Genomic DNA, 26910 nt, shown 5'->3' with positions numbered 1-26910 from the left:
ATGACATCCCACGACCTCGTCCTGGTGGTTGTGGCGGCGGTGCTCGTGCTGCTCGCCGGACTGTTCGCCGGGGCGGAGGCGGCGCTGTCGTCGTACTCGAAGGTGCGGGCGAACGAGCAGGTCGAGCAGGGCAACCTGCGCGCGGTCCGGCTGCGGGACCTTCTCGCGGACGCCCCGCGGTACCTGAACTCGCTGCTGCTGCTCCGGCTGATCTGCGAGATCACCGCGATCGTGCTGGTCACCCAGGCGCTGTCCGGCGTCCTCGAGGTGACCTGGGAGCACATCCTGATCACCGCCGTGGTGATGGTGCTGATCTCGTTCGTGATCATCGGTGTCGCGCCGCGGACGCTCGGCCGGCAGCACTCGGACCGGTTCGCGATCCTGTCCGCCGGCCCGGTGATGGCGGTGACCCGGATCCTCGGCCCGTTGCCGAAGCTGCTGATCATGGTCGGCAACGCCCTGACCCCGGGCAAGGGCTTCGCCGAGGGCCCGTTCGCGACCGAGGCCGAGCTGCGCGCGCTGGTGGACTACGCGGAGAAGTCCGCGGTGATCGAGTCCGGCGAGCGGCAGATGATCCACTCGGTGTTCGAGCTCGGCGACACGATCGTCCGCGAGGTGATGGTGCCGCGGACCGACATGGTCTACATCGAGAAGCACAAGAAGCTCCGCCAGCTCACCTCGCTGGCGTTGCGGTCGGGGTTCTCGCGGATCCCGGTGATCGGCGAGTCGCTCGACGACATCGTCGGCGTCGTCTACCTCAAGGACGTGATGCGCCGGGTGTACGACAACGCCCAGGCCGAGTCGACCGAGCGGGTCGAATCGGTGATGCGGCCGTGCATGTACGTCCCGGACTCCAAGCCGGTCGACGAGCTGCTCCGCGAGATGCAGGCGGCCCGGATGCACCTGGCGATCGTCGTCGACGAGTACGGCGGCACCGCGGGCCTGGTCGCGATCGAGGACATCCTGGAGGAGATCGTCGGCGAGATCACCGACGAGTACGACGAGGACCCGGACTCGGTGCAGGAGCTGTCCGACGGGGCCTACCGGGTCTCCAGCCGGCTGCCGATCGACGAGCTCGGCGAGCTGTTCGGCGTACCGCTGGACGACGACGACGTCGACACGGTCGGCGGCCTGATGGCGAAGCTGCTCGGCAAGGTGCCGATCCCCGGGGCCGAGGTCGAGATCGCGGGCCTGTCGCTCACCGCGGAGCGGCCGTCCGGCCGCCGGAACCAGGTGGGTACGGTTCTGGTACGCCGCGAAGAGCCGGCGCCGGTCCCACCGGACCAGAACCACCAGCACGCTTAGGGGCATCGACTTGTCAGACCTGTCGGCCGAAGACGCCAAACTCGTCACGCTCGCCCGCGCCACCCGGGCCCGGACCCGCGCCGCCGAGGGCGCCGCGGTCCGGGACACCGACGGGCGGACGTACGCCGCCTGCACGGTCGCGCTCGACACCGTCGAGCTGACCGCGCTGCAGCTGGCCGTCGCGATGGCGCTGTCGTCCGGCGTGAAGGGTCTGGAGGCCGCGGCCGTGGTCACGGAGGCCGAGGCGGTGGACGTCAACGTCGTACGGCACTTCGCCGGCGCCAACATCCCAGTAGTAGTTGCCAACGGCACCGGAGAGGTTCGCGATGTCCGCCACACCTGAGGATTTCAAGGCGGGGTTCGCCTGTTTCGTCGGCCGCCCGAACGCCGGCAAGTCGACGCTGACGAACGCGCTGGTCGGCAAGAAGATCGTCATCACCTCGTCGAAGCCGCAGACCACCCGGCACGCCGTCCGCGGCATCGTGCACCGGCCGGACGCCCAGCTGGTGCTGGTCGACACGCCCGGCCTGCACAAGCCGCGGACGCTGCTCGGTGAGCGGCTGAACGACCTGGTGAAGACCACCTGGGCCGAGGTCGACGTGATCGCGGTGTGCCTGCCGGCGAGCGACAAGATCGGTCCCGGCGACCGGTTCCTGGTCAGCGAGGCGGCGAAGGTGGCGAAGACCCCGAAGGTCGCCCTGGCCACCAAGGCCGACCTGGTCGAGCCGGACCGGATGGTAGAGCACCTGGCCGAGATTCAGGCGCTCGGCGAGTCCGTCGGGATCGAGTGGGCCTCGATCGTGCCGGTGTCGGCGACGTCCGGCTTCCAGGTGGACCTGGTCGCCGACGAGCTGGTCAAGCTGCTGCCGGCGGGTTTCCCGCTGTACCCGGACGGCGACATCACCGACGAGCCCGAGGAGACGCTGGTCGCGGAGCTGATCCGCGAGGCGGCGCTCGAAGGCGTCCGCGACGAACTGCCGCACTCGATCGCGGTGACGATCGACGAGATGGGGCTGCGCGAGGACCGGCCGGAGGACAAGCCGCTGCTCGACGTGTACGCGAACATCTTCCTCGAGCGGGAGAGCCAGAAGGGCATCGTGATCGGCCACAAGGGCGCCCGGCTGCGCGAGGTCGGCGCGGCGGCCCGCCGGCAGATCGAGGCCCTGCTCGGTACGCCGGTGTACCTCGATCTGCACGTCAAGATCGCCAAAAACTGGCAGACAGACGCGAAGCACCTGCGCAAACTGGGATTCTGACAGGCCTTTCGTGGGGGGAGTTCTCGCGGTGCTGACCAATCCCGTGTACGCCGCGCTGACCTGCGCGCACGCCACCTTCGCCGAGATCCGGGGCGACGTACGGCGTTATCCGGCCGCGATGGCGCCGTTCCTGGCGCTGCCCGACGTACCGACCGAGCAGGACTGGGCCGACGCGGCCGCGCTGCTCGGCTCCGGTACGACGGGTGCGCTGATGCGGCCCGCGCTCGCGGTGCCGGACAGCTTCAAGGTGGAGGTGGAAATCGACCTGCTCCAGTTCCTCGCCCCGGCCTCGCTGCCGGCCGCGGACCCGGAGACGGTCGTCCTCGGCGCGGACGACGTACCGGACATGCTGGCGCTCGTCGCGCTCACCGACCCCGGGCCGTTCCGGAGCCGCACGATCGAGCTCGGCACGTACCTCGGGATCCGGCGTGACGGCGACCTGATCGCGATGGCCGGCACCCGGTTCGCGCTGCCCGGGCACACCGAGATCAGCGCCGTCTGCACGCATCCGTCGTACCAGGGCCAGGGGCTGGCCAGCCGGCTGATCCGCGCGGTCGCCGCGCACATCACCGCCGCCGGCCAGACCCCGTTCCTGCACACGGGCGGCGGCAACACCACCGCGATCCGGCTCTACAAGTCCCTCGGCTTCACGCTCTCCAACGAGATGCAGGTGACCGTGGTCGAGGCCGTCTAGCTCGCTTCGGGGACGTACGGGAAGAACGCCCGCGGCTTGGCCGTGACCGTTTCCTTGCCGATGCCCAGGGCAACCGGTGTGTTGGCCGCGATCGAGAACATCACGTTCGGCGCGTTGTCGGTGAGCGTGCGGCCGTTGAACGCGTTGAACCCGAGGCACGCCGGGGTGCCGACGACGTACGGGAGGATGTTCGGCAGGAAGCGGGCGACCACGCCGGCCGCGTACGCCGCCGGATCCTCGGCCGTCCCGTAGGCACCGACCACTCCGGCGATCTCGCGGGTCAGGAGCTCGCCGTACGTCGCCGGGTCGTCGCCCGGCCGCCCGGCGTTGAGGTTGTCGCCCAGTTCCTCGTTGTACTGCGTGAACAGCGGGTGGATCATCGGCAGCCCGACCCGGTTGATCGGCCGCCAGCCGCCGGCGTCCGTGGCCAGGCTCGCGACGGCCCAGACCCCGATCGGGCGGGTGTGCTGCCCGGGTTCGAGCAGGTCGCCGTCCGGGATCTCGAGGACGACCGAGTACACGGTGTGGCCGGCGAACAGGTTCGTCGCCTGATCGGGGGTCCAGCTGCCGAGGTTGATCGTCGTACCGTCCTCGAAGGCGTGCCCGACGGCGTGCAGGACGTCCGGTTCGATCCAGAACGGATCGCCGGCCTTGCCGGTCCAGACCCGCAGACCGTCCGTGGTGGTGATCGTCTCGTCCGTCGTGCCGGTGGCGACGACGACGCCCGCGGCGAACGGATCGGTGGCCGCCGTCCCGTCGATCCGGTGCAGGCACACCGACTGCTGCCCGGTGGCGTCACGGTCGCCGAAGACGAAGCGGTACGTGCGGTCCTCGACTCCGTCGTGGTCGAGGTCGAGCTTGAACTCGTACATCCCTTCGGGGTGGAAGCCCGGCTCCGGGACGTCGCCGGCCAGCGAGTGGCAGACGTTGATCACCAGGACGGTGCCGGTCTCGCCGCGGAAGACGTACAGGTCGGTGATGTCGAGCCGGACGTCCTGCCGGGCCAGCGGTGAATCGAGATGGTGGGACATGGTGGTGCTCCTTCGGTGGTGTCAGCGTTCACTGTCGAGTGCGGCCATCGCCTGCGGCGGGTAGCGGTCGCCGGCCGCGGCGCCCGCGGGGACGGCGGTCTCGATCTCGCGCAGCGTGTCCGCGTCGAGGACCAGTCCGGCCGCGCCGAGCGACTCGTCGAGACGGTCTCTGGTCCGGGCGCCGACAAGCGGTACGACGTCGTCGCCCTGGGCCGCGACCCACGCGATCGCGACCTGCGCGGTGCTGGCGCCGAGTCGCTCGGCGACCCTGCCGAGCGCCGCGACGAGCCGCAGGTTCGCGGCCAGGTTGTCGCCTTGGAACCGTGGACTGATCGCCCGGAAGTCCCCGGCGGTGAGCCGTCGGCCCGCATCCCAGTGGCCGCTCAGCAGGCCGCGGGACAGGACGCCGTACGCGGTCAGGCCGATCCCGAGCTCGCGCAGGACCGGGATGATCGACCGTTCCGGACCGCGGGACAGCAACGAGTACTCGATCTGCAGGTCGTTGATCGGGGCCACCGCCGCGGCCCGCCGGACGGTGTCGGCACCGGCCTCGGACAGGCCGATCGCCCGGATGTACCCGGCGGTCCGGAGCTCGGCGAGGGCGCCGACGGTGTCCTCGACCGGGATCTCCGGGTTGAACCGCGAGGGCCGGTAGATGTCGACGTAGTCGGTGCCCAGCCGGCGCAGCGTGTAGGCGAGCCGGTCGAGGACGGCGGCCGGCGAGACGTCGTACCCGGCCGCGAGGAAACTGCCGTCCGGCCCGCGCCGGGCACCGAACTTGACGCTCAGCACGACGTCCTCGCGCCGTCGGCCGGCCAACGCCCGGCCGATCAGCAGCTCGTTGTGGCCGGAGCCGTAGAAGTCGCCGGTGTCGACCAGCGTGACGCCGGCCTCGAAGGCGGCGTGCAGGGTCGCGATCGACTCCTGCTCGTCGGCCGGGCCGTACAGGTCCGACATCCCGAGGGCGCCGAGCCCGAGCGCGGACACCTCCAGCTCGCCCAGTCGTCTCTGGCGCATGGTCATCTGCTCGACCCCCGCTCAGGCGCCGAGGAAGTCGAGGAGCGCCTTGTTCACCTCGTCGGCGTGGGTCCACAGCAGCCCGTGAGGTGCGCCGTCGATCTCGACGTACGTCGCGTCCGGGACGGCCTGCGCGAACGGGCGGCCGGTGGACTCGATCGGCAGGATCCGGTCGCCGGTGCCCTGCAGGATCAGGGCCGGGACGTCGATCTTCGCGATGTCGGCGCGGAAGTCCTCGTGCCAGGTGGCGACGCAGGCGACCGACGCGTACCAGGAGGCGGCGACCTTGCGCACGTTCGCGCTGCCGTACCGGCCGAGGTACCGGCCGATCTCGCCCGTGCCCATCGAGAATCCGACCAGGATCACGTCGCGCAGCCGCAGTACGTCGATCAGGACGTCGAGGTCGTTCGCGAAGGTGTCGTAGTCGTAGCCGACCGTCGGTTGGCTGGACCGGCCGAACCCACGCCGGTCGTAGGTGACGACTCGGTAGCCGGCTGCCAGCAACACCCGGGACTGCTGCTCCCAGGAGTGGCCGTCCAGCGGGTAACCGTGGATCAGGACCACGGCCTGCCCGGCCGGGTCCCCGTGGTCCTCGTAGTACAGCTCGATGTCGCCGGTGTTCTCCTTGGCGACCGTGATGTACGGCATCTTGGCTCCTTTCCTGCCGATGTCACGACCACTTTCGGCTCGCGGACGTGCCGCGCGGATGAGTCATCCGACTCGATTCCGGGACCTGAGTAGACTCGCGGCGTGGAGGGGAGCGGGCTGGTCGGCCGCTGGCGGGAGCTGCGGGTACTGCGCTCGTTCGCCGATCAAGCCGCCGTCGACGGTGCGGCGCTGCTGCTGACGGGTGACGCGGGGATCGGGAAGACCGCACTCCTCGACGCGGTGGGCGAGTACGCGCTCACCTGTGGGGCGACGGTGGTCCGCGTGATCGGGACGGAACTCGAGGGACGGGTCGGTTACGCCTCGCTGAATCAGGCGCTGTATCCACTGCTCACCAGGCTCGACGACCTGCCGACCGCCCACCAGCAGGCGCTCGGCGTGGCGCTCGGCCTCGGCGACGGACCGCCGCCGGACCGGTTGCGGGTGGCCAACGCCACGACGGCGCTGCTCCGGTCCGCGGCCGCCACCGCGCCGCTGCTGCTGATCGTCGACGACGTCCAGTGGATCGACCGCGCGAGTGCCGGCGTACTGAGCTTTGTCGCCAGGAGGCTCGACGGCAGCCGTGCCGGGTTCCTGGCGGCGTGCCGCACCGGCGAGGACCAGGGGTACTTCGATCGCGCCGGACTCCACGAGTACGACGTGCAGCCGCTGGCCGACGAGGACGCCGCCGAACTCCTCGGTCAGCGGTTCCCCGACCTGCACCGCACTGTCGCGTCGCGGCTCCTGCACATCGCCCAGGGCAACCCACTCGCACTCCTGGAACTGCCCCGCGCACTGAGCGCGTCCCAGCGGACGGCGGCCGAGCCACTGCCGGCCGTCCTGCCGCTCGGCCACCACTTGCAGCGGTACTTCGCGGCGCGGGTCATGAACCTGCCGCCCGCGACCCGGGCGTTCCTGCTCATGGCCGCCGTCGACGACGCCGGCGAGCTCGCTGTCCTGCTGCGGGCCGGTGCCGGCAGCTACGGTATCGAGGATCTCGGTCCCGCGGAGCGCGATCAGCTGGTCGAGCTCGACGGCCGTCGGCTGCGCTTCCGGCACCCGCTGATCCGGTCCGCCGTGGTGGCGGCGATGACGTCGATCGACCGGCGCGCGGCGCATCGCGCCCTCGCCGGCGTGCTCGCCGACGAGCCGGAGCGGCGGGCGGTGCATCTCGGCGAGGCGACCATCGAGCCGGACGAGGACGTCGCGAGGATGCTGGAGGAGGCGGCCGGACGGCTGCTCGGCCGTGGTGACCACCTGTCCGCGATCGCGTTGCTGACCCGCGCCGCCGAGCTGAGCCCGGGTGCTGACGCCCGGGGTCGCCGGCTGGCGGAGTCCGCGTTCCTCGGCGCCGAGTCGATGGGCGATTTCCGGCGTGCTGCCAACCGCCTGGAGGCGATCCGTCGCGCCGGCGGTGATGCTGCCGCCTCCCTGCACTACGCCTCGGCGGCGGCGCTGGTGATGATCACCGCGGACGGTCACGTGGACACCGCACACCGGCTCCTGGTGGCCGCGATCGAGGGCAGTCCCGATGCCGGCGACGCGGGTAACCCGGAGATCGTGAACGCGTTGTGGACGCTCGCCCTGCTCTGCTTCGTCGGCGGCCGCAGCCAGCTCTGGGACGACCTGTACGTCGCGATGGCGAGGTTGACCGACGGCCCGCCGGACCTGCTGAGGCTGACGCTGGACCTGTTCGCCGACCCGGCGCGCACCGGTGTCGCCGCGCTGCCGCGGCTCGACGCCGCGCTGCGCTCCGTCCACCGGGAGACGGACCTGGACGTCGTCCAGAACCTCGCCGGTGCGGCGATGTACGCCGACCGGCTGGCCGAGCTGCGGGAACCGCTGTGGCGCATCGTGCTGCAGGGGCGGGCCGGGGGCCCGGCCCGTAAGCACCTCGTCTCGCTGTTCGACCTGTGTGTCGACGACTTCCACCGCGGCCACTGGGACGAGGCCGCCGAGTTCGCCGCCGAAGGGTTGTCGGTCAGCGAGGACCGCGCGGGTGGGTTCTTCAGCTGGTATCCGCGGTACCACCAGGCGTTGCTCGCCGCCGTTCGGGGCAGGTTCGGCGCCGCGCAGGCGCTCGTCGACCAGATCGTCGGCTGGGCAGGTCCCCGCGGCGTCGGGACCGCTCGCGCGTTCGCGCATCACGCGTTGGTCCTGGCCGACATCGGCCGTGGCGACTACGAGGCCGCTTATCGCCACGCGGCCGCGATCAGTCCCGCCGGTGTGCTCGCCTCGCACGTTCCGCACGCGCTGTGGATGGCCATGGACCTCGTGGAGGCCGCTGTACGCACGAACCGCCGGGCCGAGGCCGCCGCTCACGTCAGTGCGCTGCGCGCGGCGGATGTCGCGACGCTGTCCCCGCGGCTGGCGATCCTCGTCGAGGCCTCGGCCGGGATCGCGGCGGTCGAGGACGACGACGCGTGGACACATTTCGAGAAGGCGCTGACGCTGCCCACCGTCGAGCAGTGGCCGTTCGACGTGGCCCGGATCCGGTTGTGTCACGGCGAACGGCTCCGGCGAGCCCGGTCGGTGAACGAGGCCCAGGTCCAGTTGGAGGCGGCGGTGGCCGCGTTCACGACGCTGGGCGCCGACCCCTGGACGGCGCGGGCGGAGCGGGAGCTGCGCGCGACCGGCCTCGGCGCCCCGGCGAAGGCGCCGCGGACCGCCGCGTTGACCGCGCAGGAGGTGCAGATCGCGCGGCTGGCCGCGGCGGGCCTGACCAACAAGGACATCGCCGCGCGGCTCTACCTCTCACCGCGCACGGTGGGCGGCCACCTGTACCGGATCTTCCCGAAGCTCGGGATCACCACCCGGGCCGCCCTCCGCGACGCCCTCGGACCCGACGACTAGACCGACTTCTGGTAGATCAGGAAGCGGGAGACGATCTTGTAGTTGAGCTGCTCGTTGATGCCGATCATGTGGTTGTTCGACTCGGCGTTCCAGGTGTCGATCTGGGTCAGCGCCGGCTCGGCCTCGCGTAGCCGGAGCAGCATCGCGGACTTGAGCAGCGCTCCGAGGCGGTGGCCGCGATGGTCGCGGGACACCGCGGTGTCGTGCTGCTCGCCGATGTGCGGGCGCTCCTGCTCGACCGCGACGACCGTGTGCCCGGCCAGTTCGCCGGTCTCCTTCGCGCGCGCGATCACGCGGTAGAGGGTGCGGTCGCTCTTCTCCTGCGCCTCCTCGTACGCCCGCAGCCGCTCCGGGGTGAAGACGTCGTCCTCGATGTCGAGGTCGTCCTTCGGCGCGTCGTTGATCGACTCGGTCACCGCGACCATGCCCTCGAGCATGTCGTCGGGCAGCGCCCCGGTGAGCGTGACCAGCTCGTACGCCGTCGACGCCGCCACGGCCTCGTCGTACAGCCGCTGGACGATGTCCCAGTCCAGCCCGGCCAGGTCCTGGCGCCGGTTGACCTCGATCGCCTTCTGCTCGAACCCGTGCCGAGCGGCGAACGCCTCCGCCTTCGGCAGGTCGAGCCCGCCGAAGCCGACCACGTCCCGGCCGAGCTCGCGCGTCATGTTCTCGCCGTACGCGAGCAGCTCCGACCCGATCCCGCGGCCGCGGTGGTCGGGGTGGACCTTGACGTCGAGCCAGGTCTGGTTGGTGTTGTCGTACCGCGGCACCTCGATCGTGAGCAGCCCGACCGGGATGCCCTCCTCGCGCGCCAGGTAGGCCTGCGGCGGGACCATGTCCCAGCCGTAGCGCAGCATGTTCGCGAAGCTCTTCGGCGTGTGCTGCAGCATCTCGGGGCGGTCGAGCTTCCAGCCGGCCGAGTCCACGGCGACGGCTTCCGCGCATCCGACCTCGTCGTCGGGTGACAGTCTGGTGATCTCCACGCCCACAGGGTCCACCGGCACGGGCGGTTACCGCATCTGGTTTATCCGGCGCGAATCGCCGACGCGGAGGAGACTCTTGACTGATTCCAGACTGCGGAGAAGACTCGCCACGTGGCCATCGAGTCCGAACTCGAGCAGGTGCTACGGACGGCCGCGCTCCGGGTCACCCGTCCCCGGATGGCGGTACTGCGCGCTGTGCACCAGCACCCGCATGCCGACACGGAGGGGATCATCCGGGCCACGCGCGACGAACTGCCCGACGTGTCCCATCAAGCGGTGTACGACGTTCTGCGTGCCCTGGCCGACGCCGGTCTGGTCCGGCGGATCCAGCCGGCCGGTTCGGTGGCCCGGTACGAGGCGCGGGTGGGGGACAACCATCACCACCTGGTCTGCCGGTCCTGCGGCGCCATCGTGGACGTGGACTGCGCGGTCGGGCACGCGCCGTGCCTGACCGCGTCCGACGACGGCGGTTTCGTCGTCGACGAGGCCGAGGTCGTGTACTGGGGCCTGTGCCCCACCTGTGCCGCCGGCACTTCCTGACATCAGCAATCGACTGCGAGCGCACGAGAGGTTGAGCATGTCCGACACAACCGGCGTTACCCAGCACGGCAGCGAGAGCGAGAACCCTGCCATCGACTCCCCGGAGCCGAAGGTCAGCCGGCCGCGTACCAACCGGGACTGGTGGCCGAACCAGCTGGACCTGACGATCCTGCACCCGCACGCGGCGAAGTCGAACCCGATGGAGGAGGACTTCGACTACGCGGCCGAGTTCGGCAAGCTCGACGTCGACGAGCTCAAGCGCGACCTCGTCCAGGTGATGCGGACGTCGCAGGACTGGTGGCCCGCGGACTTCGGGCACTACGGGCCGCTGTTCATCCGGATGAGCTGGCACGCGGCCGGCACGTACCGGATCGAGGACGGCCGCGGCGGCGCGGGCGACGGCGCGCAGCGGTTCGCGCCGCTGAACAGCTGGCCCGACAACGCGAACCTGGACAAGGCCCGGCGGCTGCTGTGGCCGGTGAAGCAGAAGTACGGCCGGAAGATCTCGTGGGCCGACCTGCTCGTCCTGGCCGGCAACGTGGCCCTGGAGGACATGGGGTTCCAGACCTTTGGCTTCGGGTTCGGCCGGGAGGACGTCTGGGAGCCCGAGGAGATCTACTGGGGCCCGGAGGACACCTGGCTCGGCGACGAGCGGTACTCCGGTGACCGGGAGCTCGGCGGCCCGCTGGGCGCCGTGCAGATGGGCCTGATCTACGTGAACCCGGAGGGCCCGAACGGCAACCCGGACCCGCTGGCCGCGGCGCGCGACATCCGCGAGACGTTCAGCCGGATGGCGATGAACGACGAGGAGACCGTGGCGCTGATCGCCGGCGGTCACACGTTCGGCAAGACGCACGGTGCCGGTCCGGCGGAGAGCGTCGGTCCGGAGCCCGAGGCGGCGCCGCTCGAGGCGCAGGGGCTCGGCTGGGCGAGCAGTCACGGCACGGGCAAGGCCGGCGACACGATCACCAGCGGGCTCGAGGTGACCTGGACGCAGACGCCGACCCGGTGGGGCAACGGCTTCTTCGAGAACCTGTTCGGCCACGAGTGGGAGCTGACGGAGAGCCCGGCCGGCGCCAAGCAATGGGTCGCCAAGGACGCGGAGGAATCGGTGCCGGACGCGCACGACCCGTCCCGGAAGCACCGCCCGACGATGCTGACGACCGACCTCGCGCTGCGCCTCGACCCGGTCTACGGCCCGATCTCGCGGCGCTTCTACGAGAACCCCGACGAGTTCCGGCTCGCGTTCGCGAAGGCCTGGTACAAATTGCTCCACCGCGACATGGGGCCGGTATCGCGCTTCCTCGGCCCGTGGGTGCCGGAGCCCCAGCTGTGGCAGGACCCGGTCCCGGCGGTCGACCACGAGCTGATCGACGACGCCGACGTCGCGGCCCTCAAGGAAACGATCCTCGGGTCGGGGCTGTCCGTACGGCAGTTGGTGTTCACGGCGTGGGCGTCGGCGGCCTCGTTCCGCGGGACCGACAAGCGCGGCGGTGCGAACGGCGCGCGGATCCGGCTCGAGCCGCAGCGCAGCTGGGCGTGCAACGATCCGGCGGAGCTGGCGCGGGTCCTGGAGACGCTGGAGCGGATCCAGCAGGACTTCAACGCGGCGCAGTCCGGTGGGAAGCGCGTGTCGCTGGCCGACCTGATCGTGCTCGGCGGCAGCGCGGCGGTCGAGCGGGCGGCGCGGAACGCCGGCCAGGACGTCACGGTGCCGTTCCACCCGGGGCGGACCGACGCGAGCCAGGATCAGACCGACGTTGACTCGTTCGCCGTCCTCGAACCGCGGGCCGACGGGTTCCGGAACTACCTGCGGGCCGGCGAGAAGCTGTCACCGGAGACGCTGCTGCTGGACCGCGCGTACATGCTGACCCTGACCAGCCCGGAGCTGACCGTCCTGGTCGGCGGTCTCCGGGTGCTCGGAGCGAACGTCGGCAACGCGCGGCACGGTGTGTTCACCGACCGGACCGACACCCTGTCGACCGACTTCTTCGTCAACCTGCTGGCGCCGGGCACCGAGTGGCGGGCTTCGGAGTCGGACGAGAACCTGTTCGAGATCCGGGACCTCGGGAGCGGCGAGGTGAAGTGGACCGCGACGGCGGCCGACCTGATCTTCGGGTCGAACTCGCAGCTGCGCTCGCTGTCCGAGGTCTACGCGAGCGCGGACGCCCAGGAGAAGTTCGTCCGGGACTTCGTCGCGGCCTGGGTCAAGGTGATGGAGCTCGACCGCTTCGACCTCAGGAAGGTGTAGGCATCCCGTACGCGTGGTCGACGGTCATCGAGAACATCAGTCGCTGGTCCCGCACCATCGCGGCGCGGTACTCGGCCCAGTCCGGGTGCTCGCCCGAGGCGGTGCGGTAGTAGTCGACGAGATCCTCGACCACGGCGTCGTACGGGTCGGCGGCAACCGGGCTGAGCTCGGCCTTGCCTTCCAGGACCAGGTACGAGCGGCCGTTCGGGCCGTTCACGTACAGGCTGGCGCGCGGGTCGCGGCGCAGGTTCCTGGTCTTGGCGCGGGCGTCGGTGAGCGAGATCCGCACCCGGTCGCCGTCGAACACGTAGGTGATGTTGGACAGCTGCGGCCGGCCGTCGCGCTTGATCGTGACCAGCACACCGAGCCCGTGCGTCCCGATCCGGTCGAGGAGGGTTTCCGTCATGGGACCCAGCCTAGAAATTCAAGGACGCTTGAACGCAAGGAACCTGCCGACCTCGGCGAGCCAGCGGTCCGGGGCGTGGCTGTGGATCCGGTGCCCGGCCTCGATCGTCCTGATCGTTGCTGAGGGCATCAGGTCGGCGACGCGGTGGAAGCGGGTCTGATCGAGGTGACTCCTCGGTCCGCCTGCCAGCAGCAGCGTCGGTGCGGTGACAGCGGGCAGGCCGGACCACCAATCCGGTCGCGGGCGGCAGAGATCCGCGATCACGTCGCGCAGCAGGCTCCCGCACCGCCAGGGCTGTGGCCACGAACGCCCCCAACGAGTTCCCCACGAGCGTCACACGGTCGAGCCGCTCGAGCTCACGCCGTACCTGGTCGCGGAAGTCGTCGAGAAAGTACGCCCGACGCCGCGGCGCCTGCCCGTGTCCGAGCAACGTCGGGCAATGCACCCGATAGCCGAGCGCTTCGAAGTCCGGGATGAAACGGCGCCACGTCGACGGGCCACTCGTACCGGCGTGCAGGCAGACCAGATCCTTCATCAGCATTCCTTTCTCACCAGGAGACAGTGTCCACGGAACCTGTGGATCCGCTGAGGATGGGTGGTGGAGCCTGGTTCTGCGCGGGTTGTGGCGGAGACGATCGGGCGTATGAGCGGGATCGGCGAGAGAGCTTCGGGTGAGCGGGCCCTGGTCCGGCGGCTGAACGATCGGTTGGGGTTCGGTCCGGCGCCGGGGGACCTCGAGGCCGGTGTGGACGCGACGGTGCGGCGGCTGCTCGGACCGGCGACGGACGCGGCCGCCGCCGCGGTACCGCCACCGACCGGCCTGGAACCACCGGCCAAGGCGAGCAAGGACGGCAAGGACAAGAAAGACAAGGAATCTAAGAAGGCGGCTAATCGGGAGCGGGTGGCGCAGGAGCGGAGGCTGACGATCTGGTGGCTCGACCGGATGGTCGTGAGCCGGACCGCGGGCGAGCGCCTCACCTGGTTCTGGCACGGGCACTTCGCCACCAGCAACCAGAAGGTCCGGAACGCGGCCTGGATGCTCGCCCAGAACCAGACCCAGCGCAAACTCGCGCTCGCACGGTTCGGAGACCTCGCCCAGGCGATGATCGTCGACTCAGCGATGATCCGCTGGCTGGACGGTCAACGGAACCGCAAGGGCTCGCCGAACGAGAACCTGGCCCGCGAGTTCCTCGAACTGTTCACGCTCGGCATCGGCCACTACCAGGAGGCCGACGTGGCCCAAGGCGCCCGCTGCCTGACCGGCTGGGTACTGCGGGAACAAGGTGCCGTGTTCCAGCGCCGGCGGTTCGACTCCGGGTCGAAGACGGTACTCGGCAGCACGGGCGACTTCGACGCGAAGGAGTTCGCCGGCCTCGCGCTGGCACAGCCCGCGTCGGCCGCGTTCGTGATCGGGCGGTTGTGGTTCCGGCTGGTGTCGGCGACGCCGCCGGACAGCGCGACCCTGGCCCGGCTGACAACGGCGTACGGCGACCAACGCGACGTCAGGTCGTTGCTGACGGCAATGGTGAGCGAGCCGGGCTTCAAGGACCCGGCGGCGAGCCTGGTGAAGCAGCCGGTGGAGTGGGCGGTCGGACTGCTGCGGGCACTGCGGCTGCGGCCCGGGCAGCTGCCGGAGAAGGAACAGACCAAGCTGCTCGCCGGCCTACGAGGAATGGGCCAGCTGCCCTACCGCCCGCCGAGCGTCGGCGGCTGGCCTGCGGGAGCGAGCTGGCTGACGACCTCCGCGGGGGTGACGCGGCTGCAGCTCGCACAACAGCTGGTGAAGATTGCCGACCTTTCGATTGTCGACAACGCGACGGATCGCGTGAGCGCGGCCGGTGCACTGCTCGGCGTCGACGGCTGGTCCGACCGGACTCGCGCGGCGCTGACCGGCCTGAAGGACCCCGCGCAGCTGGTCGCGGTCGCGGCCTGTGCCCCCGAATACGTCGTGAGCGCCTAGGAGGAGATCGTGGCAAATCTGACGAGACGGCGGTTCCTGACGCTCAGCGGTGTGACCGCGGCCGGTGCGCTCGCTGCCGGTGCGACGCAGGTGAACTGGTCCGACCTGATGGCGGCGGCTGTCGACGATCCGTTGCCGAGCGATCAGTCGGTGCTCGTCGTGATCACGCTGTACGGCGGCAACGACGGGCTGAACACCGTCGTACCGGCGGCGGATCCGGCGTACCAGAAAGCACGGCCGGAGCTCGCCTACGAGCCGGACCAGGTGCTCGACCTCGGCGACGGGCTCGGGCTGAACCCGGGGATGAAGGGCCTGAAGGGGTTCTGGGACGACAAGCGGCTGGCGATCGTCCGCGGGGTCGGCTATCCCGAGCCGGATCGCAGCCACTTCCGGTCGATGGCGATCTGGCAGACGGCGTCGCCGAAGTCGCCGGTCCCGAGCGGCTGGCTCGGCCGCTGGCTGGACGCGACCGGTGCGGACCCGCTGCGCGCGGTCTCGGTCGAGCCGACGCTTCCGCCGCTCCTGGCGGGGGAGACCACCGCCGCCGCGTCCCTGCCGCTGCGTGGCCTGGCGCTGCCGAGCGGTGCTGTCGGTACGGCGTACGCGGCGTTGGGGAAGCCGAGCCCGGGTGAAGGCCCGTGGCAGGCGCGGGCGGCGAAGTCGGTGCAGGACCTGCAGGATGCGGCGCGGGTCCTGGGGAAGGCGAGTGGTCGCGAACGCGAGGACGAGGACGACGAGGAGCGGACCAAAGGCGCGTCCGCCGGCGGCGCTTCACAGCTCGGGGCACAGCTCGACCTGATCGCCGGGCTGATCGAGGCCGGCGTACCGACGCGGGCGTACTCCGCTTCACTGGGCGGCTTCGACACACACGCCGACGAGCGGGGAACACAGCAGCGGCTGCTGACCGAGCTGGACGGCGCGCTGACGCCGTTCGTCCAGCGGCTGCAGAAGTCCGACCGCGGGAAGAACGCGGTGGTCCTCGTGTACTCCGAGTTCGGCCGCCGCGTGCAGGCGAACGGCAGCGACGGCACTGACCACGGCACCGCGGGACCTGTGTTCCTGCTGGGGGAGAAAGTTGCCGGCGGCTTCTACGGCGCCCAACCCAGCCTGACCGATCTGTCCAACGGCGATCTCAGGTCGACCACCGACTTCCGCGACGTCTACGCCACCGTTCTGCAGCACGTCCTCGGCGCCGATCCCGGCAAGGTCCTCGCCGGCCACACCACGACGATCGACGGTCTGCTGAGGGTCTGATGCGTACCGAAGAACGGGTAGTGGTGGTCTGGAACGGAAGCCGAGCCCTCTGGCCGAGCGTGGCGATCTCCGGAGTGGCCTACCACTACCCGTCCTTAGGTACGGCCCGCGAGCTGGAGGTGGAAGGCGGCACCGGGTAGGCCATCGGTGCGGTCCGCCACCGTGAGGTCGCCGCCGTGGGCGCGGGCCACGCCGCGGGCGATGGCCAGGCCGAGGCCTGCGCCCTTGCTGTGCGGGCCGTGGACGAGGCGGGCGAAGATGCGCTCGCGGGCAGCTGGCGGTACGCCGGTGCCGTCGTCCTCGACCAGTACGCCGGTGGGGCCGACGGTGATGCGGACAGTGCGGGCGCCGGCCTGGCGGGCGTTGTCGACAAGGTTGGTGAGGACCTGCGTGAGGCGATCGGCGTCGGCGGTGACCGTTGCCGCGCCGTGGATCTCGACGGTGACCTCGGGCGCGACCAGACGGAGGCGGGCGACCTGGGCCTCGGCCAGCTCGCGGAGGTCGACCGGTCCGAGGTGCAACTGGAGGCCGGCGTCGATACGGCTGAGTTCGAGCAGGTCCGCGACCAGCGTGCCGGCGCGGCGGGACTCGCGGACGAGGAGGAGCTCGAGTTCCTCGCGCTGCGCGGCCGAAGCGTCAGGCCCGAGCTGGATCAGCGTCTCCGTGGCCGTCTGCAGCCCGGCGACCGGCGTCCGCAACTCGTGCGCAGCATCCGCCACGAACTCCCGCATCCGATCCTCCGACCGCCGCGCCACCCCCTCCGCCTCCCGCGCCATGCCCTCGGCCTCCCGCGCCATCCCCTCCGCCTGCCGTGCGGCCCCCTCCGCCTGCCGCGCCAGCCCTTCCGCGTGCCGTGCCGTCGCTTCGGATCGGCGCGCGGCCTCCTCGGCGCCCTCCAGCGCGTCGAGCATCTCGTCGAAGGCGGCCGCCGTCCGGCCGAGTTCGGTGTCTGCGCGCTCCGGCTGCAGCCGCCCGCCGCGCCGCCCGGCCGCGATCGACCGCGCCAGCCCGGTCATCGCGTCCAGCGGCGCCAGCGCCAGCCGCATCCCGACCGCCAGCGCGAACCCGGTGATCAGGATCGCCAAACCACCCGACACGATCAGCACATTGCGCAACCGCGCACTGGCATCCGCGAGCAATCCGGTGTCCGCGGACAGCAACAGCGTCGCGCCCTTCGTCTGCTGCCCCGCCTGCAACGTCGCCTTCACCTGACGGACCGTCCCGCCCGCCTCGATCGGCGGAGCACCCAGCTGCCGCCCGTTCCGCAGTACCAACGTCACCCGCACCCCGTCGGCGTCCACGCGCCGCACCAGGTTGGCCGGCGCGACGTTCTGCCGCGCGAGCTGCTGTGCCAGCTGCGCCCGCCCGGTCAGCAACGAGTCGAGACTCCGCTCGGCCTGCGCGTCGAACACAGCCTTCACCGTCAACCCGGTCACCGGCAGCACCACGAGCAGTACGGCGATCGCGGTCACCGTCACGCGAGTGCGCAAGGACGCAGTACGCAGGCCGCTCATAGCCGCAACACGTAACCAGAGCCACGGACGGTATGCAGCAGCCGCGGCCCGTGCGCCTCCAGCTTGCGGCGGAGCCCGCTCACGTACACCTCGACCAGGTTGTCGGCGTAGTCGTCGTACCCCCAGACCGCGGTCAGCAGCTGCGTCTTGCCGACGACCTTCTCGGCGCGCCCGGCGAGGAACGCGAGCAGCTTGAACTCGGTCGCGGTCAGCTCGATCTCGGTCCCGGCCCGGCGTACGACGCGCGCCTCGACGTCCACCTCCAGATCGCCGACGGTGAGCACGGCCCGCAGCCGCCCCATCCGCCGCAGCACCGCCTCGACGCGCGCGATCAGCTCCGCCAGCACGAACGGCTTGACCACATAGTCGTCCGCCCCGGTCCGCAGCCCGTGCAGCCGGTCGTCGACGGCGTCGCGGGCGGTCAGCAGGATGACCCCGGCGTTCGAGGTCTCCCGGGCGACCGTCAGCAGCTCGAACCCGTCCCGGCCGGGCAGCATCACGTCGAGCAGCACGAGGTCCGGCCGGTACTCCGCCAGCTCCCGCTCGAACCCGCTGCCGTCGGGTTGCGTGCGGACGTCGTACCCGGCCTCGGCCAGCGCGATGCCGACGGCGGTCCGGATCGGCTCCGCGTCCTCGACGACCAGCACTCGCGGCGTCAGCTGCGCTCTCATCCGGGCCATCCTCGCACCACCGCCGAGCCACCCCACGAGGCCCGGCAACAGATCTTCAGCACATCCTCAGCGAATGCTCCGTCACTCTCCGTGTCTCGCCGGTCGAGACCCCCGGTTCGACGGGGCGGGGGAGTTGTGCATACACTCACTGGCATCATGCGGCACCAGCTTCTCCTCCTTCGCTGCCGCGGCGAGGCCTGACAAGGCCGGTCCCTCGCCGCGGAGTTTCGTCGTACGCCGGTCGTCCCTCACGACACCCGTACTTCCGAGGAGAACCCCGTGGCACCCAAGAACCAGCCCCAGCCCGTCCAGCAGCCGTCCGGTATGCCGGTGCACCGCTACCGCGCGTTCCCGCCGATCGACCTGCCGGACCGCACCTGGCCGGCCAAGTCCGTCGACCGCACCCCGCGCTGGCTGTCCACCGACCTCCGTGACGGCAACCAGGCGCTGGTCGAGCCGATGTCCCCGGCCCGCAAGCGGCGGATGTTCGACCTGCTGGTGAAGATGGGCTACAAGGAGATCGAGGTCGGTTTCCCGAGCGCCAGCCAGTACGACTTCGACTTCGTCCGCAGCCTGATCGAGGACGACGTGATCCCGGACGACGTCACGATCTCGGTGCTGACCCAGGCGCGCGAGGAGCTGATCGAGCGCACCGTGCAGTCGCTGCAGGGCTCGCCCCGGGCGACCATCCACCTGTACAACGCGACCGCGCCGCTGTTCCGCCGGGTGGTGTTCAACGTCGACAAGGCCGAGTGCCGGGCGATCGCGGTGCGCGGCACCGAGACCGTGATGAAGTACGCCGACGAGATGCTCGGCGACTGCGAGTTCGGGTACCAGTACAGCCCGGAGATCTTCACCGGCACCGAGCTGGAGTTCGCGCTCGAGGTGTGTGAGGCGGTCAGCGACGTCTGGCAGCCCGCCGCGGGCCGGGAGATCATCCTGAACCTGCCGGCCACCGTCGAGATGTCCACCCCGAACGTGTACGCCGACCAGATCGAGTGGTTCGGGCGGAACCTGACCCGCCGCGAGCACAGCACGATCAGCCTGCACCCGCACAACGACCGCGGCACCGCGGTGGCGGCGACCGAGCTGGCGCTGATGGCCGGCGCGGACCGCGTCGAGGGCTGCCTGTTCGGCCACGGCGAGCGGACCGGCAACGTCGACCTGGTCACGCTGGGGATGAACCTGTTCAGCCAGGGCATCGACCCGCAGATCGACTTCTCCGACATCGACGAGATCCGCCGCACCGTCGAGTACTGCACGCAGATGCGCGTTCCGGAGCGCCAGCCGTACGCCGGCGACCTGGTCTACACCGCCTTCTCGGGCTCGCACCAGGACGCGATCAAGAAGGGCCTGGAGGCGCTGGACAAGCAGGCCGCGGCCGAGGGCCGGCCGGTCGGCGACATCGCCTGGGAGGCGCCGTACCTGCCGATCGACCCGAAGGACGTCGGCCGCTCGTACGAGGCCGTGATCCGGGTGAACTCGCAGTCCGGCAAGGGCGGCGTCGCCTACATCATGAAGTCGGAGCACCGGCTCGACCTGCCGCGCCGGCTGCAGATCGAGTTCAGCCGGGTGATCCAGCAGCACACCGACAACGAGGGCGGCGAGGTCGGCCCGCAGCAGATGTGGGACATCTTCGCGGCCGAGTACCTGGCGCCCGGCGCGCTGTCGCTGCTGACCGTCACCTCGACCTCCGGCGAGGGCCAGGGCGACCAGCTCCGGGTTCAGGTCTATGCCAACGGCGTACCCCACGAACTGGTTGGCGAAGGCAACGGTCCGGTGTCGGCCTTCGTGGACGCGATCCGGCCGCTGAAGTACGACGTACGGGTGCTGGATTACCACGAGCACGCGCTGTCCGCGGGCGGCGACGCGCTGGCTGCGGCCTACGTGGAGTGTGAGGTCGGTGACGAGGTGTTCTGGGGCGTCGGCCGGGACGCGAACATTCTCACCGCTTCGCTGAAGGCCGTGGTCTCGGCTGTCAACCGCGCAACGCGCTGAACCGCCGGAAAACTTCCGGAAACCGCACTGCGAATTGCCCGTCTCCGTGTCGGAGGCGGGCAATTCCTGTACGCGCCGATACCGTTACGTCACGGTCCGCAACGTTGTCTCAACGTTGCCTCAAGTCGTTGACTCGATGACCAGGGTTGCGCAGACTGTCTGCACAATGCGCAGATCCTTGCAAGACAGTGTTACTAAGTCTGGCTGATCCAGGGTCTGCGCCACCGACTTTCCCTGGTAGTCGCGTGGAGGTGAGCAGTGAGCGGTGCGGTCGACACGTCCGCGGCCAAGCTGATCGAAGGACCTGCCGTCGAACCTAAACCCTCGGCTGCTCGGCGCTTCTTCGGCGCCTGGTTGGTACGAAGAGTTCTGAAGGCGCTCTTGACCGTCTTCATCGTCACGACCGGCACGTTCTTCCTGGTTCGGCTGTTGCCCGGCAACCCGGTCGAGACGTACATCCAGACGCAGATCGCGCAGACCGGTATCTCGTACGAGGCAGCCGCCGCGCAGGCGCAGAACCTGTTCTCGCTGGACCCGGACGCGCCGCTGATCTCGCAGTACTTCACCTACATGGCGAACCTGCTGCAGGGTGACTTCGGCAACTCGACGCTCTCGCCGGGTACGACGGTCGCCGAGGTGATCCAGACGTACCTGCCGTGGACGTTGTTCTCGGTCGGTGTGGCCACCGTGTTCAGCTTCATCATCGGCATCGTGGCCGGCATGGTGATGGCCTACCGCCGGGAGAGCTGGATCGACCATCTGCTCTCCTCGCTCGGCGCGCTGCTGCACGCGATTCCGAACTACATCCTGGCGATCCTGATCGTGGTCTTCCTCGGTGTGAAGCTGCAGTGGTTCAACCTGACCGAGGCGCGCGGCTCGTACACCCCCGGTGTCGAGCCGTCCTTCAGCCTGGCCTTCCTGAACGACATCTTCTACCACGCGACGCTGCCGATCCTGGCCTACGCGCTGACCACGGTCGGCTCCTGGGCGCTGGTGATGAAGTCCTCGACGGTGGAGACCCTCGGCGAGGACTACGTGACGGTCGCCCGGGCGCGCGGTCTGTCGGACAGCCGGATCCGGTCCGGGTACGTCGGACGCAACGCCGTCCTGCCCTTGTTCAGCCAGCTCGCGGTGTCGCTGGGCTTCGTGGTCGGCGGCTCGATCTTCGTGGAGCGGATCTTCGGCTACCAGGGCATCGGGTTCAGCCTGTTCAACGCGGTGAACGGCCGCGACTACCCGGTGCTGCAGGGCATCTTCCTGGTCGTCACGATCTCCGTGGTGGTGGCCAACCTGCTGGCCGACGTTCTCTACAGCCGGCTGGATCCGCGGATCCGGGTCAGCGGCCAGGGCAAGGGGTGACACGATGACCGAAGCAACCATCCCTGTCTCCGCGGTCGGCACCACGGGTGTCTCCCGGTTCGCGGGCATCGTCAGCGCACTGCGCCGCAGCCCGGCCGGTTTCATCGGCTTCCTGATCGTCGGCCTGATGGTGCTGATCACCGCGATCGTGCCGTTCTTCCTCCCGGACGTGGCGCCGAACGTCAAGGAGATCCTGCTCCCCGCCGGGTCGCCGGGCCACCTGCTCGGCACCGACAACGAGGGCAAGGACGTCCTGATCCAGATGATCGGCGGCGGCCGGACGGTGATCTTCGTCGGCTTCGTCGCCGCGGCGATCTCGACCGCGCTGGCGATCGTGCTCGGCTCGCTGGCGGCGTACCTCGGCGGCTGGGTCGACTCGGTCGTGGTCACGCTGGCCGACGTCTTCCTGACCGTCCCGCAGATCGTGCTGCTCGCCGTTCTCGGCGCGTTCTTCCGGCTCGACTCGCCGTTGCTGCTCGCGCTGCTGGTCGGCGGCCTGTCCTGGCCGGTGCTGACCCGGGCGGTGCGGGCGCAGGTGTTCTCGCTGAAGGAACGCGAGTTCGTCGAGGCCGCCCGGCTGCTCGACCTCGGCACGGTCCGGGTGGTGTTCGTCGAGATCCTGCCGAACATGGCCAGCTTCATCCTGATGAACTTCATGATCGGCGTGACCAACGCGATCTACCAGCTGGTCGGCCTCTACCTGCTCGGCCTGGCACCGCTGAGCGGGGCCAACTGGGGGATCATGCTCAACCGCGCCTGGATCGCCGGCGCGATCTTCAACGAGGCGAGCCTGGCCTGGATCCTCAGCCCGATCGTGGCGATCGTCCTGCTGCTGCTCGGATTGGTGATGATGACGAGATCCCTGGAAGAGATCCTCAACCCGCGGCTCCGGGACCGGTGAGCATGGTGACGACGACTACCTCAGGTGCGCCTCGCGCGGTACGCGGCGGCGAGGGCAAGCCGCTGCTGTCGATCCGCGACTTCAAGGTCGAGTACCGGACCGGCGCCGGTTCGACGGTGCAGGCGGTTCGCGGTGTCGACCTCGACCTCTTCCCGGGCGAGAGCCTCGCACTGGTGGGGGAGAGCGGCTGCGGCAAGACGACGTTCGGGCTCGGTCTGCTGCGGTTGCTGCCGCGGCTCGGTCACGCCAGCGGACAGGTGACGTTCAACCGCGGTGACGGCACCACGATCGACGTGCTCGGCCTGGACGGCAAGGACCTGCGGGCCTTCCGCTGGCGCGACGCGGCGATGGTGTTCCAGGGTGCGATGAACGCGTTCAACCCGGTGCTGAAGATCCGCGCGCACATGCACGACACGATGCGCGCGCACACCAAGGCGAGCAAGCAGGAGATCGAGGACCGCGCGTCCGAGCTGCTCCGGCTGGTCCGCCTGGAGCCGTCCCGGGTGATGGACTGCTACCCGCACGAGCTGTCCGGCGGTATGCGGCAGCGGGTGCTGATCGCGATGAGCCTGCTGCTCGAGCCGGAGGTGCTGATCCTCGACGAGCCGACCACGGCGCTCGACATCCTGACCCAGCGGTCGGTCGTCGACGTCCTGCACGAGGTGCGCGAGCGGCTCGGGTTCTCGATGATCTTCATCTCCCACGACCTGTCGCTGGCCGCCGAGCTCGCCGACCGGGTCGCCACCATGTACGCCGGACGCATCATCGAGACCGGTGGCGTCCGGGACATGTTCTACCGGCCGCGGCACCCGTACACGCTCGGGCTGATCAAGGCCGTACCGCCGATCGTCGGCGACCTGCCGGACATGGAGTCGATCCCCGGCGGCCCGCCGAGCCTCGCCGCGCTGCCGAAGGGCTGCACGTTCAGCCCGCGGTGCAAGTACGCCACCGAGGCGTGCAAGGACGAGGACCCGCCGCTGATCCCGATCACCGACGAGCCGGGCGAGGCCCACGAGGCCGCCTGTATCCACTGGAAGGACGTACACCTCGAGCGTGAGGTGCCGAGCGACTTGGGGAACGCATCATGAGCGCGCTGGAGAAGTCCCCCGAGACCCCGGAGGCGAGCGGCCGGACGCCGCTGATGACGCTGAACGGCGTCAGCCAGGTGTTCGACACCAAGGCCGGGCCGATCCGGGCGGTCGACGGCACGAACCTGTCGATCAACCCGGGCGAGGTGCTCTGCCTGGTCGGCGAGAGCGGCTCCGGGAAGACCACGGCCGCCCGGATGGCGGCCGGCCTGGCCAAGCCGTCGAGCGGCCAGGTCGCCTTCGACGGCCGCGACATCTGGTCGATGAACCGGCAGGACTTCACGACGTTCCGGCGCAGCGTGCAGTACGTGCACCAGGACCCGTACGCGTCGCTGAACCCGACCCGGACGATCCAGCAGACGCTCACCGCGCCGCTGCTCAAGCACGGTGTGGTGAAGTCCAAGAAGGAGGCGGCCGTACGCGCTGCCGAGCTGCTCACCAAGGTCGACCTGACCCCGCCGGAGAACTACCTGGCGAAGTTCCCGCACCAGCTGTCCGGCGGCCAGCGCCAGCGGGTCGCGGTGGCCCGGGCGCTCACGCTGGACCCGAAGCTGATCATCGCCGACGAGTCCACCTCGATGCTGGACGTGTCGATCCGGATCAGCGTGCTGGCGATGCTCGGCCGGCTGCGCGACGACCTCGGCGTCGGGTTCCTGTTCATCACCCACGACCTGGCGATCGCGAAGTACTTCGGCTGGAACGGCAAGACCGCGGTCATGTACCTCGGCCGGATCGTCGAGTTCGGGCCGACGCCGAAGATCATCAACGCGCCCACGCATCCGTACACCCGGGCGCTGATCGACGCGATCCCGGAGCCGGACCCGGACCTCACCAAGACCAAGGGCCGCGAGTCCCTGCGCAGCCTGGAGATCCCGAGCCTGGCGCACCTGCCACCCGGCTGCTCGTTCCATCCGCGCTGCCCGCTCTTCGAGGACGGGCTGTGCGACGGCGAGGTCCCCGAGCTCGTCGAGATCCGTTCCGGCCAGTCCGCGGCGTGCCACGTGGTGGCGCGCGACGGCGTACCAGAGAAGCGGCCGGATGAGCCGGGGTCCTGATGGGACCACAGATCGGGCGTATGGCGCTCGGCTGGTCAGTGTTCCTGGTACTGGCCAGCGGAGTGCTGTTGCTCACCCTGACGCCGGGCACCCCGCAGTACGTCGTCACCCTGTTCACCTTGTGTTTGGGCCTGCTACTGGGCCTGGTGGTCGTCGTCGGAGTCGTCGTGACCCGGCGCCGGGAAAAACGCGAGGGCGGTAGTTAATCCCACCAGTAGTACCTGACCCACATGGGCGTGCGGTCAGTCCAGAAAGGACGAAGGATGAGTCCCACCGACACCAACGATCCCGGCACCAACGGGACGGGCGCCAGCGCCCTGACCAACGCGGTTTCCCGCCGGCACGTGCTCCAGCTGTTCGGCATCGCCGGTGTCGGCGCAGCCGGCATCGGGTCACTGACGGCGTGCTCGCCGAGTACCCCGAACAGCAACAACGAAGGCGGCGGCGGCAAGTCCGGCGGCGAGTTCCACGGCGCGTACCCGTACCAGCTGCCGCCGAAGGGCCACTTCAACCTCGCCGCCGGTGTCACCGACGGCATCCAGGCCAGCAACAGCCCGTACTTCGACCTCGTCTACCCCAGCGCCGGCATGTACTACTGGGCCGACAAGAAGTGGGAATGGATGATGGCCGAGTCCGGGCAACTGGACGAGGCGAACAACACCTACACGCTGAAGCTGCGTTCCGGCCTGAAGTGGAGCGACGACAAGCCGGTGACCTCGAAGGACGTCGTGTCGACGTTCAACCTGCGCTGGCTGATGCGCCAGCAGGACTGGACCTTCCTGTCCGACGTCACCGCCAAGGACGACACCACCGTGGTGTTCACCATCGGTACGCCGTCCACGGTGCTCGAGCGCTACATCCTCCGCGCCGGCATCCTGCCGGACTCGGTCTACGGCGAGTGGGCGACCAAGGCAGAGGCCCTGCGGAAGGCCAAGAAGAGCCTGGACAGCCCCGAGGGCAAGCAGCTGAACGGCGACTTCCAGAAGTTCCGTCCGGAGAACCCGGCCGTCTCGGGCCCGTTCAACTTCGACGTGAAGACCATGACCAACGCGCAGATGACGCTGGTCAAGAACGACAAGGGCCTGTTCGCCGACAAGGTCGGCTTCTCGAAGGTCGTGCTGTACAACGGTGAGACCTCCGACATCACGCCGGTCGTGATGAACAAGGACGTCGACTACGCCACCCACGGGTTCGCGGTGGCCAGCGAGAAGACCCTGCAGGGCAGCGGCTTCCGGATCCTCCGGCCGCCTGTGTACTCGGGCCCGTCGCTGGTGTTCAACTACACCTCCCACCCGGAGCTGGCCGACGCCAAGGTGCGGCAGGCGATCGCCTACGTGCTCGACCGCAACGAGAACGGCACCGTCGCGCTCGGCGACTCGGGCAAGCCGTGCAAGTTCATGGCCGGCTTCTCCGACATCCTGGTCCCCGACTGGATCTCGGACGCCGACCAGAAGAAGCTGCAGGCGTACGAGAAGGACGAGGCCAAGGCCACCCAGCTGCTGCAGGAGGCCGGCTGGAAGAAGACCGGTGGCAAGTGGACGCTGCCGAACGGCAAGCCGGCGGCGTACGACATCAAGTTCCCGACCGAGTTCGCCGACTGGAACCCGGCCGCCACCAACGCGGCCGACCAGCTGAACAAGTTCGGGTTCAACATCACCAAGCGGGGTATCACCTTCACCCAGCTGAACCCGGACGTGCTGGCGGGCAAGTTCGACATCGCCATCCAGGGCTGGGGTGCGTCGAACCACCCGCACCCGTACTTCGCGTTTGTCCAGGACCTGTACACGTTCAACTACGTGATCGCGGCGAACTCCGGCGGCAAGGGCATGAACTTCCCGCTGAAGCAGACCACCTCGGCGGGTCCGATCGACCTGCAGTCCGTGGTCGACAAGTCCGCCCAGGGCCTGAACGTCGACGAGCAGAAGAAGAACATCACCGCCGCGGCGATGGCGTTCAACGAGCTGCTGCCGATCATCCCGCTCTGGGAGCGCTACGGTAACAACCCCGCGCTCGAGGGCACCCGGGTCGGGAAGTTCCCGGCCGACGACGACCCGATCCTGAAGAACGCGCCGTACGCGGACAACTTCGTGATCATGGGGATGTACTCGGGCAAGGTCGCGCCGGCCTAA

General features: G+C 69.8%; 24 protein-coding genes. 16 read left to right on the top strand and 8 right to left on the bottom strand.

Annotated elements, in window-relative coordinates; genetic code table 11:
* From ABN611_RS39945 to ABN611_RS39930, 4 genes are read left to right on the top strand one after another with little or no spacing between them, the layout of a single operon-like run.
* Positions 1 to 1305 (top strand): hemolysin family protein, encoded by a 1305-nt coding sequence (locus tag ABN611_RS39945; protein WP_350277511.1) that lies wholly within the window; start codon positions 1 to 3, stop codon positions 1303 to 1305.
* Positions 1306 to 1315: 10 nt separating this feature from the next.
* Complete coding sequence (locus ABN611_RS39940) at positions 1316 to 1648, top strand: cytidine deaminase (protein WP_350277510.1); 333 nt, start codon at positions 1316 to 1318, stop codon at positions 1646 to 1648.
* Positions 1632 to 2561 carry a GTPase Era gene (gene era, locus ABN611_RS39935; RefSeq protein WP_350277509.1) on the top strand — a complete coding sequence of 310 codons (930 nt, stop codon included), beginning with the start codon at positions 1632 to 1634 and terminating at the stop codon, positions 2559 to 2561. Before ABN611_RS39940 ends, era begins: the two co-directional genes overlap by 17 nt.
* 28 nt (positions 2562 to 2589) lie before the next feature.
* Positions 2590 to 3255 (top strand): GNAT family N-acetyltransferase, encoded by a 666-nt coding sequence (locus tag ABN611_RS39930; RefSeq protein ID WP_350277508.1) that lies wholly within the window; start codon positions 2590 to 2592, stop codon positions 3253 to 3255.
* Here ABN611_RS39930 and ABN611_RS39925 read toward each other — a convergent pair.
* Genes ABN611_RS39925 through ABN611_RS39915 form a run of 3 tightly spaced genes read right to left on the bottom strand, consistent with a single transcriptional unit; the run spans position 3252 to position 5951 of the window.
* The gene (locus tag ABN611_RS39925) at positions 3252 to 4286 is read right to left on the bottom strand and encodes a DUF4331 family protein (RefSeq protein WP_350277507.1); all 1035 of its coding nucleotides are present in this window, start codon (positions 4284 to 4286) and stop codon (positions 3252 to 3254) included. The two genes, ABN611_RS39930 and ABN611_RS39925, sit on opposite strands and share 4 nt — an antisense overlap.
* Before the next feature lie 21 nt (positions 4287 to 4307).
* Positions 4308 to 5303: an aldo/keto reductase gene (locus ABN611_RS39920; RefSeq protein ID WP_350277506.1), complete on the bottom strand. Its 996-nt coding sequence runs from the start codon at positions 5301 to 5303 to the stop codon at positions 4308 to 4310.
* Between the two features lie 21 nt (positions 5304 to 5324).
* On the bottom strand, positions 5325 to 5951 hold the full coding sequence (locus ABN611_RS39915) for an alpha/beta hydrolase (RefSeq protein ID WP_350277505.1): 627 nt from the start codon (positions 5949 to 5951) through the stop codon (positions 5325 to 5327).
* Positions 5952 to 6053: 102 nt separating this feature from the next.
* Between ABN611_RS39915 and ABN611_RS39910 the strand changes: the two genes are divergently transcribed.
* Positions 6054 to 8801 carry an AAA family ATPase gene (locus ABN611_RS39910; protein WP_350277504.1) on the top strand — a complete coding sequence of 916 codons (2748 nt, stop codon included), beginning with the start codon at positions 6054 to 6056 and terminating at the stop codon, positions 8799 to 8801.
* Here ABN611_RS39910 and ABN611_RS39905 read toward each other — a convergent pair.
* Positions 8798 to 9784: a GNAT family N-acetyltransferase gene (locus ABN611_RS39905; protein WP_350277503.1), complete on the bottom strand. Its 987-nt coding sequence runs from the start codon at positions 9782 to 9784 to the stop codon at positions 8798 to 8800. The genes ABN611_RS39910 and ABN611_RS39905 overlap by 4 nt on opposite strands.
* Before the next feature lie 177 nt (positions 9785 to 9961).
* Between ABN611_RS39905 and ABN611_RS39900 the strand changes: the two genes are divergently transcribed.
* Positions 9962 to 10324 (top strand): Fur family transcriptional regulator, encoded by a 363-nt coding sequence (locus ABN611_RS39900; RefSeq protein ID WP_350281749.1) that lies wholly within the window; start codon positions 9962 to 9964, stop codon positions 10322 to 10324.
* A gap of 37 nt (positions 10325 to 10361) precedes the next feature.
* Complete coding sequence (gene katG, locus ABN611_RS39895) at positions 10362 to 12575, top strand: catalase/peroxidase HPI (protein ID WP_350277502.1); 2214 nt, start codon at positions 10362 to 10364, stop codon at positions 12573 to 12575.
* Here katG and ABN611_RS39890 read toward each other — a convergent pair.
* Complete coding sequence (locus ABN611_RS39890; RefSeq protein ID WP_350277501.1) at positions 12562 to 12981, bottom strand: PPOX class F420-dependent oxidoreductase; 420 nt, start codon at positions 12979 to 12981, stop codon at positions 12562 to 12564. The two genes, katG and ABN611_RS39890, sit on opposite strands and share 14 nt — an antisense overlap.
* A 10-nt stretch (positions 12982 to 12991) precedes the next feature.
* Positions 12992 to 13516: an alpha/beta fold hydrolase gene (locus ABN611_RS39885; RefSeq protein ID WP_350277500.1), complete on the bottom strand. Its 525-nt coding sequence runs from the start codon at positions 13514 to 13516 to the stop codon at positions 12992 to 12994.
* Between the two features lie 108 nt (positions 13517 to 13624).
* Between ABN611_RS39885 and ABN611_RS39880 the strand changes: the two genes are divergently transcribed.
* The gene (locus ABN611_RS39880; protein WP_350277499.1) at positions 13625 to 14941 is read left to right on the top strand and encodes a DUF1800 domain-containing protein; all 1317 of its coding nucleotides are present in this window, start codon (positions 13625 to 13627) and stop codon (positions 14939 to 14941) included.
* Positions 14942 to 14950: 9 nt separating this feature from the next.
* The gene (locus ABN611_RS39875; protein WP_350277498.1) at positions 14951 to 16195 is read left to right on the top strand and encodes a DUF1501 domain-containing protein; all 1245 of its coding nucleotides are present in this window, start codon (positions 14951 to 14953) and stop codon (positions 16193 to 16195) included.
* A 95-nt stretch (positions 16196 to 16290) separates the two neighbouring features.
* Here ABN611_RS39875 and ABN611_RS39870 read toward each other — a convergent pair whose 3' ends face one another.
* Entirely contained in the window at positions 16291 to 17685 is a 1395-nt protein-coding gene (locus ABN611_RS39870) for a HAMP domain-containing sensor histidine kinase (protein ID WP_350277497.1), read from the bottom strand.
* Between the two features lie 20 nt (positions 17686 to 17705).
* A complete protein-coding gene (locus ABN611_RS39865; protein WP_350277496.1) occupies positions 17706 to 18380 on the bottom strand; it encodes a response regulator transcription factor in 675 nt (224 codons plus the stop codon).
* A 324-nt stretch (positions 18381 to 18704) separates the two neighbouring features.
* Between ABN611_RS39865 and leuA the strand changes: the two genes are divergently transcribed.
* The 7 genes from leuA (at position 18705) to ABN611_RS39830 (ending at position 26910) form a co-directional block, all read left to right on the top strand.
* Positions 18705 to 20378, top strand: coding sequence for a 2-isopropylmalate synthase (leuA, locus tag ABN611_RS39860; protein WP_350281748.1), 1674 nt, complete (start codon positions 18705 to 18707; stop codon positions 20376 to 20378).
* A 258-nt stretch (positions 20379 to 20636) separates the two neighbouring features.
* Entirely contained in the window at positions 20637 to 21737 is a 1101-nt protein-coding gene (locus ABN611_RS39855; RefSeq protein WP_350277495.1) for an ABC transporter permease, read from the top strand.
* A gap of 4 nt (positions 21738 to 21741) precedes the next feature.
* Positions 21742 to 22638 carry an ABC transporter permease gene (locus ABN611_RS39850; RefSeq protein ID WP_350277494.1) on the top strand — a complete coding sequence of 299 codons (897 nt, stop codon included), beginning with the start codon at positions 21742 to 21744 and terminating at the stop codon, positions 22636 to 22638.
* Positions 22639 to 22640: 2 nt separating this feature from the next.
* Entirely contained in the window at positions 22641 to 23726 is a 1086-nt protein-coding gene (locus tag ABN611_RS39845) for an ABC transporter ATP-binding protein (RefSeq protein ID WP_350277493.1), read from the top strand.
* Positions 23723 to 24781, top strand: a complete 1059-nt coding sequence (locus tag ABN611_RS39840) for an ABC transporter ATP-binding protein (RefSeq protein WP_350277492.1) — start codon at positions 23723 to 23725, stop codon at positions 24779 to 24781. The genes ABN611_RS39845 and ABN611_RS39840 overlap by 4 nt, the downstream gene beginning before the upstream one ends.
* Positions 24781 to 24987, top strand: a complete 207-nt coding sequence (locus tag ABN611_RS39835; RefSeq protein ID WP_350277491.1) for a hypothetical protein — start codon at positions 24781 to 24783, stop codon at positions 24985 to 24987. The genes ABN611_RS39840 and ABN611_RS39835 overlap by 1 nt, the downstream gene beginning before the upstream one ends.
* A 57-nt stretch (positions 24988 to 25044) precedes the next feature.
* A complete protein-coding gene (locus ABN611_RS39830; protein WP_350277490.1) occupies positions 25045 to 26910 on the top strand; it encodes an ABC transporter substrate-binding protein in 1866 nt (621 codons plus the stop codon).

The organism is Kribbella sp. HUAS MG21 (assembly GCF_040254265.1).
In the GTDB taxonomy this organism is placed as follows: Bacteria; Actinomycetota; Actinomycetes; order Propionibacteriales; family Kribbellaceae; genus Kribbella.
Note: the sequence above shows the minus strand (reverse complement) of the source record. Positions and strands in the feature narration are given on the sequence as shown.

Coding starts and splice junctions, on each gene's coding strand:
- ABN611_RS39900 (WP_350281749.1), top strand. CDS start 9,962: ATGGCGGTACTGCGCGCTGTGCACCAGCACCCGCATGCCGACACGGAG.
- ABN611_RS39885 (WP_350277500.1), bottom strand. CDS start 13,516: ATGAAGGATCTGGTCTGCCTGCACGCCGGTACGAGTGGCCCGTCGACG.
- leuA (WP_350281748.1), top strand. CDS start 18,705: ATGCCGGTGCACCGCTACCGCGCGTTCCCGCCGATCGACCTGCCGGAC.
- katG (WP_350277502.1), top strand. CDS start 10,362: ATGTCCGACACAACCGGCGTTACCCAGCACGGCAGCGAGAGCGAGAAC.
- ABN611_RS39920 (WP_350277506.1), bottom strand. CDS start 5,303: ATGCGCCAGAGACGACTGGGCGAGCTGGAGGTGTCCGCGCTCGGGCTC.
- ABN611_RS39835 (WP_350277491.1), top strand. CDS start 24,781: ATGGGACCACAGATCGGGCGTATGGCGCTCGGCTGGTCAGTGTTCCTG.
- ABN611_RS39915 (WP_350277505.1), bottom strand. CDS start 5,951: ATGCCGTACATCACGGTCGCCAAGGAGAACACCGGCGACATCGAGCTG.
- ABN611_RS39945 (WP_350277511.1), top strand. CDS start 1: ATGACATCCCACGACCTCGTCCTGGTGGTTGTGGCGGCGGTGCTCGTG.
- era (WP_350277509.1), top strand. CDS start 1,632: ATGTCCGCCACACCTGAGGATTTCAAGGCGGGGTTCGCCTGTTTCGTC.
- ABN611_RS39925 (WP_350277507.1), bottom strand. CDS start 4,286: ATGTCCCACCATCTCGATTCACCGCTGGCCCGGCAGGACGTCCGGCTC.
- ABN611_RS39890 (WP_350277501.1), bottom strand. CDS start 12,981: ATGACGGAAACCCTCCTCGACCGGATCGGGACGCACGGGCTCGGTGTG.
- ABN611_RS39840 (WP_350277492.1), top strand. CDS start 23,723: ATGAGCGCGCTGGAGAAGTCCCCCGAGACCCCGGAGGCGAGCGGCCGG.
- ABN611_RS39850 (WP_350277494.1), top strand. CDS start 21,742: ATGACCGAAGCAACCATCCCTGTCTCCGCGGTCGGCACCACGGGTGTC.
- ABN611_RS39865 (WP_350277496.1), bottom strand. CDS start 18,380: ATGAGAGCGCAGCTGACGCCGCGAGTGCTGGTCGTCGAGGACGCGGAG.
- ABN611_RS39880 (WP_350277499.1), top strand. CDS start 13,625: ATGAGCGGGATCGGCGAGAGAGCTTCGGGTGAGCGGGCCCTGGTCCGG.
- ABN611_RS39830 (WP_350277490.1), top strand. CDS start 25,045: ATGAGTCCCACCGACACCAACGATCCCGGCACCAACGGGACGGGCGCC.
- ABN611_RS39845 (WP_350277493.1), top strand. CDS start 22,641: ATGGTGACGACGACTACCTCAGGTGCGCCTCGCGCGGTACGCGGCGGC.